This window comes from Nodosilinea sp. P-1105, from assembly GCF_012911975.1.
Taxonomy (GTDB): Bacteria; Cyanobacteriota; Cyanobacteriia; order Phormidesmidales; family Phormidesmidaceae; genus Nodosilinea.
This window is the reverse complement of the sequence record NZ_SMDQ01000058.1, coordinates 25,022-36,528: the sequence shown is the minus strand read 5'-3', so window position 1 is coordinate 36,528 and position 11,507 is coordinate 25,022. Positions and strand designations below refer to the sequence as shown.

Here is an 11,507-nt window from a genome sequence, read left to right as displayed (position 1 = left end):
TGGCTCATGACGGAGTTGGCAGAACAACGCATTCCGCCCCGAGCGGGGCGCAGTAATCCACGGGTCGTGAAAAAGCCTCGGGCAAAATTCCCCGCCCGAAAACCCTCCCATCGGGGGAGGGGAACGGTTCGACCCCAACTTAATTTCTCGATCCTAATACCAACCTGAACCTTATCCGAACAGTATTGAGTGGTATCCCACCCTCTACGAGAACCAAAAATTGGTCGAAACCCTGCCCCTGCCGGAGGAGGGCTACAACCTCACCCATGATCTGGCCGACCGGGCGATCGCCTGGATCAATCAGGCCAAAACTACAGCCCCCGATCGCCCCTTCTTCGCCTACTTTGCCCCCGGTGCCGTCCATGCCCCCCACCAGCCCCCGGCGGAGTATGTGGCCAAGTACCAAGGCCAGTTTGACCAGGGCTGGGACAAACTGCGGGAGGAAACCTTTGCGCGGCAGAAAAAGCTGGGCGTGATTCCCGCCAACGCCGAACTCACCCCCCGCCCTGAACAAATGCCCGCCTGGGATAGTTTCAGCCCCGAAGATCAAAAAATTCTGGCCCGCCAAATGGAAACCTATGCCGGGTTCCTCGACTACACCGACTACGAAATTGGTCGGGTGGTAGACGCCATTGCCGACCGGGGGGAACTGGACAACACCCTGGTGATTTACATCAACGGCGACAACGGGGCCAGCGCCGAGGGTAGCCTAATCGGCAGTTGCAATGAGGTGATGAACCTGAACGGCCTCAACCTGACCATGGCGGACAATCGCCGCTGCTACGACAGCTGGGGCAGTCCCGAAACCTCCCCCCACTATGCGGTGAGCTGGGCCTGGGCCATGGATAGCCCCTTCCGCTGGACCAAGCAGGTGGCCTCTTACCTGGGGGGCATTCGCAACGGCATGGTGATTTCCTGGCCCGCCAACATTAAGGAGAAGGGTGGTTTGCGATCGCAGTTTGGCCATGTGATCGACATCGCCCCCACCATCCTCGAAGCCGCTGGCATTCCTGAGCCGGACATCTACAACGGCATTGCCCAAAAGCCCATGGAGGGCACCAGCCTGGTCTACACCTTTGAGCGGGGTGCGGCCACAACGCCGGAACGTCATACCATGCAATACTTTGAGATGCTGGGCCACCGTGCCCTCTACAAAGACGGCATGATGGCCTCCGCCTTCCACAACCGCCTGCCCTGGATTAACGCCGGTACCGTCCCCTTTGACACCGACAAGTGGGAACTGTTTGACCTCAGCCATGACTTCACCCAGGCCAGGGATCTCTCGACGGCACAACCGGAAACCCTCAAGGAGCTTCAGGATTTTTTCCTGGTCGAAGCCGAGAAGTACAACGTGTTCCCCCTGGATGATCGCTTTGCCGAGCGGGCCGATGTCACCCTGCGTCCGGGCTTCTTCACAGGCCGCAAGCACATCGAGTTTGCGGGCAATATGCCGTCCATCCCCGAAGGCAGCGCCCCCAGCACCAAAAATGCCTCCCACACCATTGATGTGGATCTGATGGTGCCGCCCCAGGGGGCGGAGGGGGTGATTGTCTCCGAAGGTGGCTTAACCAGCGGGTTTAGTCTCTACGTCAAGGACAACAAACTGACCTACGACTACAACTGGTTTGACCTGGAACGCACCTCCATTGCCGCTGCCACCCCCTTGCCCACGGGTAAGGTGCATGTGCGGTTTGACTTTGCCTACGACGGCGGCGGACCTGGGAAGGGCGGCACCGGTACCCTGTATGTCAACAACCGCAAGGTGGGCCAGGGCAAGATTCCCAAGACGGTGGCCGGTCGCTTTGGGGTCGAGGCAATGGACTTTGGCAAGGACTTGCAGTCGCCGGTAAGCCAGTCCTACCAGCCCCCCTTCGCCTTTACCGGGGTGGTGGAAAAGGTGGTGCTTGACATTAAGTAGCGCTACCCACAAAAATTCCAGGGTCCTTCAAGAACCCTGGAATCTGCCACCGTTCAGCCAAGCCCCCCTCAAATGCCTGGGTTATCATCAGAGAAGTCTACCCATTACCGGAAATGACACAAGCAGCAGACGACAGAAACAATTCTCAGCAAGTGATTGCTGAAATTCGGGAACTGAAGCAGGAAGTCGAGCAGTTTACCCAAAAGTTTGACAACTACCAAAAGTCTGCTCAATGGGTGGTGCAACTGGCGTTTAGCCTGATTGCCGCAGCAACGGTAACAGTCATTGTTTCAACGGTGCTGGGCAAGTAGATAGTTTTGCTACCGTGGTGAGAACCTGGGGAATACAGGTGGCTCCGGGTTCTTCCTTGTGAATTTAGTCTGATTGTAATCCCTGTCGAAATGCTTTTGCGGCGGCTAAGGGGTTAGAAATTTGGAGGCAACGGGTCAGCAGTTCAAGGTCTAAATCGGGTAGGACTTCACTGTTTTGAATAGGTTCATACCCAGCGGTCTCGGCAAATTGGCCAGGGGTTTCTTCCCGCTGGTGATATAAAGAAAGGCGATTCTTTTGCCAGAACCACACTTCCCGCACCCCCAACCGTCGATACAGCTCCAGGCGATTGATACTGCCGCTAGTAACGATCACCTCAATGGCCAGATCGGGAAACTCCTTATCGGTACCAATGCAGTAGCTTTCATCCGGTTCACCACCCGCCTTTTGTTCTGGCTTTTTCAGGGTTGTTGAACCCATCGGAAAGAATTCTGTGTCGGTTTCTAAAAAATAGAGTTCTAGAAGATTGCCAATCAGTGTTTTCCCAATTTCATGGTTACGACTAGGAGCCAAGATCTCTAACACTCCATCTAAAAAATGCACCCGATAAGCCGAACTATCCCCCATATCCGCCAGCAGCGCCTCGTACTGCGGCCACGACACCCGACTTAGCACCCGCCGTTCTTCCGGGTCATCCAGGGTGATGCGGTTGGTCAAATCGTTAAGGAGAACCATCAAACGCTACCTCGCCAATGTTCTGATTGCCCTGATATTGCCCTAATCAAATTCATCCTGTTTGGAGAAAACCGTGGTGCCGATAAATCCTCTCATACCATCCATAAATGGCTCTAGATGACTAATCAACTATCCAGACCTCGATAAAGCTCAGCAACATCGAATTCAAGCCCCAGGCTTTGCAGTACTACGGACTCTCCAGCGTTATAAACAACGGTTTCCCAGGTATTGTCAGCGGCGCGACGATGACATTCGACCTGTTGAGTGTCTTGAAAAATGAGAACGTATTCTTCTAGGGAGGAGAGTTTGCAATAGTCTTCAAATTTCTTTCCTAGATCAAAAACCTGGGTACTTTCAGACAGTACTTCAGCAATAATTTTGGGATAACGCTTTACATAGCGATCCTGTCTATCCCGCGAATCACAGGTCACAAATGCATCAGGGTAATAATAAAACTCTTCTTGATGGTTAACTTTGACATTGCCTGAGTAGAAACGGCAGTCTGACGTGTCACCAAGGTGATTGTCAATAAGTTTGAGTAGGTTAAAGGAAATGCGATCGTGATTATCAGTGCCCCCGGCCATGGCGTAAACCAGACCGTAACGATACTCATGGCGAACCTGGCTCTGTCGCTCAATGCTCAGGTACTCGTCGGCGCTGATGTAGTTGGGAACGGCAATCATCGACTTCGCCTGCCACGGAAAGGGGTTGCCTCTATTCTAAAGGGCTTCAACTCATCCCTGGGCAGTCCAGGCAAGATTCTACCGACCGACTTAAGAGGGTGTTTGAAAAGTCAGAGCGTGTGCTGCGTTATACCCGTCAGCAAAGCTACTGCGGGTCAAAGCCTACTAGTTTCACGGTCTCCTGAGCACAAATTACACTTCAGGCAACCCTTTTCAAACACCCTCTAAGAGTGTTTCAACTAAATATTTATCCGGAGTCTCACCGCGACCGACCCAACGGACCGAGTTCGTGTCCTGGAAATGCCGTGCGACCCTCCTTCGGGGCCGATTTTACCCTGCGGGCACAGGTGCAGTTGTTATTTCCCCGCTAGCCCGGATGATTTACCCGCACTAGCCGTAGAGCCTTGCCCAGGCAGAACACGATAAACTTGCATTTTTTGAATAGGGACACTGAAAAGCCCAGTGTAGAATTTTGTTTTGATTCTATAAGCGTACTAGTTCACTATGGCTACTAACTACCAGCCAGATGGGTCTATTAAGAAGGCAACGAGCTGGATGATTGTCCTCAGCATTGCCTTAATGATTATGGGACTTCTGGCCGTACTGTCGCCAGTTTATGCCTCAGCGTTCTTTACCGCTGTGATGGGATGGTTTGCCTTGATCAGCGGTGCTGTGATGATTGTGCAGTCTTTTGTATCAAAACCCGTCAGAGGTTTTTGGCTAAATTTCATCATTGGTATTCTGTACGCCATTGCTGGTGTTTACATCCTCCTGAATTTAGCCTCAGCGATCGCTGTGCTTACCCTTACCTTCGGCATTTTATTTGTCGCTGAGGGTGTTTTCAGCATTATTATGGGCATGACTCGAAGGACTGACCTACGGATGGCTTGGCTAGTGGTCGTCAACGGCATTGTAACGCTTTTGCTGGGGATTTTGGTGCTGAACCGCTGGCCCGTTAGTGCCCTCTGGCTGATTGGTCTTTACGTTGGCATTAGCTTGCTGTTTAGCGGCATGGCCCTATTGGCTTCGGCCCTGGATACCCGTAGAACTTTACCATCCTGATCGTATTGGTGATAGGAAATTTATTTCTAATTTTCAGAGCCTTCACTTCTCTTTGAATCAAAGTTCCGTTCTTTGAAAAGGTGTTAAACCATGAAAATAGCTCACTTCTCTATTATTGCCCTTCCATTTATGCTGCTAGCTAGCTGTGGTGGACAGGCTCCTCAATCGCAGGCTCCTCAATCGGTAGCCGACCAGAAAGCGCAGCTTTGTACTGATTTAGCGCGTCTCAATACATCCGTAGCTGCCCTAAAAAGTATGAGCCCCAGTTCCACGGTCAGTGATTTTAGAGCGGCCCGGGATGAGGTTGAAACCAATTTTGATCAGGTTAAGCTGACTGCTCAGAATGTGCAGGATGCCAAGGTGGCAGAGCTGGAAGCGGCCTATCAAAATTTGGACAGTGCCATTCAGAGTATTCCTGAAACGGCTACCCTACAGCAGGCTATGGGTTCTGTGGATGAGCAGATTGCTGGTGTTGAGGCTGCTCGGTCCCAGATGAACGCCGATTTGAATTGCCCTTAGGTGAATCCGCATCTACACTCATCCCTAGAAAACACGAGATGGCAAATCTGTTTGGCGTCGTGTGAATCAGCCTCTAAGCTCTATGTTTCCAAGGCATTTTGAAGAGGTCAATATGCTCAAACGACTACTGAGGGGCGCTTTTGTAGGGTTGCTAACCACCATCCTTGTGCTTCAATCTGCCGTGCCCCCGGCCTTGGCCCAGGAAATTCTGCCCCATCCCGACCAGCCCTTTTCTGGCAAGATCGGGCTGACCTATAAAACATCCGAACCGGTTAAATCCCAGCTCAAACTGCCCAGTACCTACGGCGTTGAAAACGCCCCCAACGTGCTGCTGGTGCTGATTGACGACGTCGGCTTTGGCCAGTTCAGCAGCTTTGGCGGCGGCATTCCCACCCCGACGATGGATCGGGTGGTGAAAAACGGGTTGCAGTTTACCCAGTTCCACACCACCGCTCTATGTTCCCCTACCCGCGCGGCCCTGCTCACCGGGCGTAACCACCATTCCGTGGGCAATGGCGTGATTACCGAAGCCGGGACGGGCTTTCCGGGATACACCGGGGTGATTCCAGACAATACCGCCACCTTTGCCCAAATCTTGCAGGCCTATGGCTATGCCACCGCCTGGTTTGGCAAAAACCATAATGTGCCCGATTGGGAAAGCAGCCTGGCCGGCCCCTTCGATCGCTGGCCGCGTGGCTTAGGCTTTGACTACTTCTACGGCTTTGTGGGTGGCGACACCGATCAGTTCCACCCCGCCCTGGTGGAAAATACCACCCGCATTGAACCACCTGAAACCAATGCCGACGGCTCTCCCTACCACCTCAGCACCGACTTGGCCGATCACGCCATCAACTACATTCGCCAGGTGAATGCGGTTTCCCCCGAGAAGCCCTTCTTTGTGTACCTCTCCCCCGGTGCCACCCATGCCCCCCACCAGGCTCCCCAGGAATGGATCAACAAATTCAAGGGCCAGTTCGACATGGGCTGGGATCAGTACCGCATCGACACCTTCGAGCGGCAGAAGAAGCTCGGTGTAATTCCCGCTAACGCCAAGCTCACCCCCCGTCCCGCCGCCCTCGCCGCCTGGGATTCCCTCTCCCCGGAGGAGCAGCGGGTCTATGCCCGGATGATGGAAGTGTTCGCCGGATTCACCGCCCATGTGGATCATGAGGTGGGTCGGGTGGTAGATGCGATCGCCCAGATCGGCGAACTCGACAACACCCTGGTCATCTATATCGCCGGAGACAATGGCTCCAGCGCCGAGGGCGGCTTCAACGGTCTGCTGAACGAAATGACCTTCTTCAACGGCCTGCCCGAAGACCTAGAAACCAAGGTTGCCGCCATCGATGATCTGGGTGGCCCCCTATACTACAACCACTTCCCCTCCGCCTGGGCCTGGGCCATGGATTCCCCCTTCCAGTGGACGAAGCAAATTGCCTCCCACTTTGGCGGCACCCGCAACGGCATGGCCATGGCTTGGCCAGCGGGCATCAAAGACAAGGGCGGCAAGCGCTTCCAGTTCAGCCATGTGATCGACGTTGCCCCCACGATTCTGGAGGCGATCGGCATCGACCAGCCCATACAGGTGAACGGTGTCACCCAAAAGCCCATCGAAGGCACCAGCCTGGCCTACACCTTCGACGACGCCAAAGCTCCCACTCGCCACACCACCCAGTATTTCGAGATGGCGGGTAATCAGGGCATCTATAGCGACGGTTGGATGGCCAGTGCTCTCTGGAGCGAACCCTGGAACCCGGAACCTCCGGCGGATAAGGACATCTTGAACCTGAATTGGGAACTGTACCACATCGACCAAGACTTCACCCAGGCGGTGGATCTAGCGGATCAGATGCCCGCCAAGCTCCAGGAAATGAAAGACCTGTTCTACGCCGAAGCCGCGAAGTACAACGTGCTGCCCTTGGATGGCCGCAGGACAGCACGACTCAATGTCGCTAACCGTCCTAGCCTGACGGCAGGTCGCACCCGCTTTGCCTATCCCCGGGGCCTCCGCATCCCGGAGGGCTCGTCCCCTGACCTGAAGCACATCAACCACACCATCACCGCCAACGTGGAAATTCCCTCCCAAGGAGCGGAAGGCATGTTGATGACTATAGGCGGACGGTTCGCCGGATATGGTCTGTTTGTGAAGGATGGCAAACTCGTCTATCACTACAATCTGGCCGGGGTCGAGCGGTACAACATCGAGTCGGATCAGCGCATTCCCACTGGGAAAGTTGCACTGAAGGCCGAGTACAAAACCGATGCCAACCAGCCCTATGCCGGGGCGACGGTGACTCTCTATGCCAACAACCGCAAAATCGGTCAGGGTCGGATCGAAAAGAGTATTCCCAACCGCGTCACCCTGGACGAAACCATGGACATTGGCTTTGACACCGGGACTCCAGTAATGGAAGCCTACGAGATGCCTTTTGCCTTTACCGGCAAGCTCGATGAGGTAGTCATTGACCTGAATTAACCTAATTCCCCAGGCGAGCCTAACGGCCTGTCTGGGGGACAACATCAACTTGCGTTTTTTGAATAATGGCTCTGCCCGGATCAGCCTAAAATTTGGCTGATTTGAACCCCATGCTTTTTGAAACTCCATGGAAAGGCTTGATCTGAATCGCCGCACTTTTTTGCAAGCCTCTCTGGCTATAGCGCCTACCGTTATGTTGTCTTCCCATGCTCTAGAAGCCCTGGCGGCTACCCCAGGTAAGCAAGTGTTTTCCATTCTCCACACCAACGACATGCATTCCAACGTGGTTGGTGTAGGGCCGTTGCAAGACTACACGCCGCTTAAGTTGGGGGATGACCAAACCAGGGGCGGCTATGCCCGCCTGGGAGCGTTGATTGCTCAGCGTAAAGCCGCACTAGAGCAGCTTGGTCCCGTCCTGGTGCTGGATGCGGGGGACTTTAGCATGGGCACCGCCGTGGCCGCTGCCTGTCGCGAATTGGGGGCTGAGCTGCAACTGATGGCAACTATGGGCTACGACGCTACTACCTTTGGCAACCACGAGTTTGATCTGGGGCCGGATGGCCTGGGTCAGGCGATCAAGCAGGCGGCCAATGCCGGCCCTGTCCCGGCCATTGTGGTGACGAATAGCGATGTCAGCGCCGACTCCGATCGCCTAACTGACCTGCAAGCGCTGGCCCAGCGGGGGGTGCTTCAGCCCTACCGGGTGATTGAACGGGGTGGCCTACGGTTTGGCCTGGTGGGCATCATTGGCTACGATGCGTTTAAGTATGCGGCCGATGTCGGCGAGGTGACCTTTGGCGACCCGATCGCAACAGCCAAGGCAGCGGTGCAACGGTTGAAGCGGGAAGAACAGGTCGATGTGGCGATCGCCCTTAGCCACGGTGGCGTGGTCAAGCAGCCCGATGGGTCGTTCCAGGGGGAAGACCTGGCCCTGCTCGATGCCATCCCAGAATTAGATGTGGTGATTGGTGGCCATACCCACAGCGAATTGCGAGAGCCGCTCTTGGTCGAGGGTCGCCCGGTGGTGCAGACCGGCAAGTATGGCGAACACCTGGGTGAACTGGTGCTCAGTCTGGAGGATGGCCGGGTGCAGGTGGAGTCTTATCGGCTGATTCCGGTGGATGACCGAATTCAGGGCGATCGCGCTATTCAGAACCGGGTAGAAGATTTTTTGCAACGGTCTGGAAAGGTCACCTTTGCCCCCCGAGGCTATGCCACTACCCAACCCCTGGTGATGATTACCGAAGATTGGCCCATGAACTACACCGACATAGAGTCGGGCACGCCCCTGGCCAATGTGGTGACGGACGCCCTGCGGCTGGCGACCAACAGCCAGATTGCCTTTACCGCCAACGGGGCCATCCGGGCCGGGCTGACCCAGGGCAAAACCGGGGTGCAAACGGTGTACGACATCTTTGCTCTGGCCCCCCTCGGCAACGGCATTGTGGATCCAACTGCCGGGAGTGCCCTGGTCCAGGGCTATTTCACGGCGGCGGAGCTGAAAAATATCCTGGAATTCCTACTGATGGACGACCCCAACCATCCCGGCGAATATTACCCCAGGACCTCGGGCCTGCGGTTTTACTACGACCCCAGCCGCCCCCGGTTTGATCAGGTTACGGCTCTAGAACTGGGCAATCTGGACAACGGTTATCAACCCCTCGATCTAGATGCTCCTACCCTCTACAGCTTTGCCACCAGTTTGTATGTCGGCTCGATTTTGGTTTACATTCCCCAACTCAGTCAAGGCGCGTTGCCCCTCCAGCCCAAAAAGGCTGATGGCAGCCCCCTGACCACCAAGGCCGAAGCGATCGTTGACCCCAGGGAATCGACCAGTCCCTATGTCTTGCCTGCTACGACCCATCTCAACGCCGACCTGGCTGCGATCAATGCCGCCAGCCGCGAAATCAAAGAATGGCAAGCGATTATGGACTACCTAATGAGCTTGCCCCACAAAAACCCGGACGGCATTTCTGTGCTGGTTAAAGATGACCGCGCCAGGGAAGTACGGGGCATTAAGTCCGCTAAATAACTTGCGTTTTTTGAATAGTGAGGCCAAAACGCCCGGCGTACAATTCCCCCAATGCCGTTATTTGCCCACCCTATTGTTGACTTGAGCGCCATACAGATGGAGATATTAACCCTATGAGAACTCCCCCTCAGGACTGGCTTAGCGGGGGATACAGCCCCCCCCGCCTCCTGACTCGATTCATCGCCGGAGCCTTAGCGCTCACCCTGGTACTGTCCCCTTCAACCTGGCTAGGGTTGGGGAATGGTCAGGCAATGGCTGCCCCGTTTCCCTCGCTGAGTAGCACCCCTGGCGCAACGGCGATCGCCTCCACCAAACCCAACATTGTGGTGATCTGGGGCGATGACATTGGCCAGAGCGACCTCAGTGCCTACACCAAGGGGCTGATGGGTTTTCGCACCCCCAATATTGACCGTATTGCCGAAGAAGGGGTGATTTTTACCGACTACTACGGTGAACAGAGCTGTACTGCCGGACGCGCCGCCTTCATTACTGGGCAAAGCGTGTTTCGTACCGGGATGAGCAAAGTGGGCCTGCCCGGTTCAGATCTGGGTCTGCGGCCCGAAGACCCCACCATTGCCGAACTGCTGAAGGCCCAAGGCTATGCCACCGCCCAATTTGGCAAAAACCACCTGGGCGACAAGGACGAATTTTTGCCCACAGCCCATGGCTTCGATGAATTCTACGGCAACCTCTACCACCTCAATGCCGAGGAGGAGCCGGAACTGCCCGACTATCCCGATCCCCAGGAATTTCCTAACTTTGCCAAGCGATTCGGCCCCCGGGGGGTGTTGCACAGCTTCGCCGATGGCCGCATTGAAGACACCGGTCCCCTGACCAAAAAGCGGATGGAAACTATTGACGACGACATTGCCGATCGCTCCGTGGATTACCTGAAAAAGCAGACGGCAACGGGTCAGCCCTTCTTTATGTGGACGAACTTCACCCACATGCACTTCCGCACCCACCCCAAGCCTGAAAGTGTGGGGCAGGCCGGACGCTGGCAGTCGCCCTACCACGATGTGATGGTGGACCACGACAGGAACGTGGGGCAAATTCTTGATGCCCTGGATGATCTGGGTCTTGCCGAAAACACCATCGTCTTCTACAGCACCGACAACGGCCCCCACATGAACTCCTGGCCCGATGCGGCCATGACCCCCTTCCGCAACGAGAAAAACTCCGGCTGGGAAGGGGCGTTTCGGATTCCGGCCATGGTGCGCTGGCCGGGGCACATCGAACCGGGCACCGTGTCGAACGACATCATCTCCCACTTGGACTGGATGCCCACCCTCCTGGCTGCCGCCGGAGCCCCAGATGTGAAGGACAAACTGCTCACCGGTTACAAGGCCGCTGGCCGCAACTTCAAGGTGCATTTAGACGGGTATAACCAGTTGCCTTACCTGACCGGCCAAACCCGCGAAAACCCTCGCCAAGAGTTCTTTTATTTCTCGGACGATGGCGATTTGCTGGCCATGCGCTACGACAACTGGAAGCTGCATTTCAAAGTCCAGGATGCCCCTGGCACCCTGGATGTCTGGCAGCGGGACTTTCGGCCCCTGCGCTTTCCCTACATCTTTAACCTGAGGACAGACCCCTATGAACGGGCGACATTGACCTCAAACACCTACTGGGATTGGATTTTGGATCACATCTTTTTGCTGGTACCCGCCCAGGGCAAAGTGGCGGAATTCCTCTCCACCTTTAAGCAGTATCCGCCCCGCCAAAAAGCCGCCAGCTTTACGGTGGATCAGGTGCTAGAGCAACTGCAATCCATCCCTCCTGGCAGTGCCTAAGGGCCAGAGAGATCCCAGG

At 55.4% G+C, this 11,507-nt stretch carries 9 protein-coding genes; 7 read left to right on the top strand and 2 right to left on the bottom strand.

Going from position 1 to position 11,507, the window contains the following annotated elements:
* Nucleotides 1–184: 184 nt before the first annotated feature.
* Both E1H13_RS20105 and E1H13_RS20100 read left to right on the top strand, forming a co-directional pair.
* Nucleotides 185–1,918, top strand: a complete 1,734-nt coding sequence (locus E1H13_RS20105; RefSeq protein WP_347404196.1) for an arylsulfatase — start codon at nt 185–187, stop codon at nt 1,916–1,918.
* Between the two features lie 113 nt (nt 1,919–2,031).
* Nucleotides 2,032–2,229 (top strand): hypothetical protein, encoded by a 198-nt coding sequence (locus E1H13_RS20100; RefSeq protein WP_169615984.1) that lies wholly within the window; start codon nt 2,032–2,034, stop codon nt 2,227–2,229.
* A 64-nt stretch (nt 2,230–2,293) separates the two neighbouring features.
* On the opposite strand, the gene E1H13_RS20095 is transcribed toward E1H13_RS20100, so the two are convergent.
* Nucleotides 2,294–2,923 carry a Uma2 family endonuclease gene (locus E1H13_RS20095; protein WP_169615982.1) on the bottom strand — a complete coding sequence of 210 codons (630 nt, stop codon included), beginning with the start codon at nt 2,921–2,923 and terminating at the stop codon, nt 2,294–2,296.
* A 125-nt stretch (nt 2,924–3,048) separates the two neighbouring features.
* On the bottom strand, nt 3,049–3,606 hold the full coding sequence (locus tag E1H13_RS20090; RefSeq protein ID WP_169615980.1) for a Uma2 family endonuclease: 558 nt from the start codon (nt 3,604–3,606) through the stop codon (nt 3,049–3,051).
* 504 nt (nt 3,607–4,110) lie between these two features.
* Here E1H13_RS20090 and E1H13_RS20085 point away from each other — a divergent pair.
* From E1H13_RS20085 to E1H13_RS20065, 5 genes are all read left to right on the top strand, one after another.
* A complete protein-coding gene (locus E1H13_RS20085) occupies nt 4,111–4,668 on the top strand; it encodes an HdeD family acid-resistance protein (protein WP_169615978.1) in 558 nt (185 codons plus the stop codon).
* A 255-nt stretch (nt 4,669–4,923) separates the two neighbouring features.
* Nucleotides 4,924–5,187, top strand: coding sequence for a hypothetical protein (locus tag E1H13_RS20080; protein WP_169615976.1), 264 nt, complete (start codon nt 4,924–4,926; stop codon nt 5,185–5,187).
* Nucleotides 5,188–5,299: 112 nt separating this feature from the next.
* On the top strand, nt 5,300–7,663 hold the full coding sequence (locus tag E1H13_RS20075; protein ID WP_169615974.1) for an arylsulfatase: 2,364 nt from the start codon (nt 5,300–5,302) through the stop codon (nt 7,661–7,663).
* A 127-nt stretch (nt 7,664–7,790) separates the two neighbouring features.
* On the top strand, nt 7,791–9,695 hold the full coding sequence (locus E1H13_RS20070) for a bifunctional UDP-sugar hydrolase/5'-nucleotidase (RefSeq protein ID WP_169615972.1): 1,905 nt from the start codon (nt 7,791–7,793) through the stop codon (nt 9,693–9,695).
* Between the two features lie 251 nt (nt 9,696–9,946).
* The gene (locus E1H13_RS20065) at nt 9,947–11,488 is read left to right on the top strand and encodes an arylsulfatase (RefSeq protein WP_206070741.1); all 1,542 of its coding nucleotides are present in this window, start codon (nt 9,947–9,949) and stop codon (nt 11,486–11,488) included.
* Nucleotides 11,489–11,507: the final 19 nt, after the last annotated feature.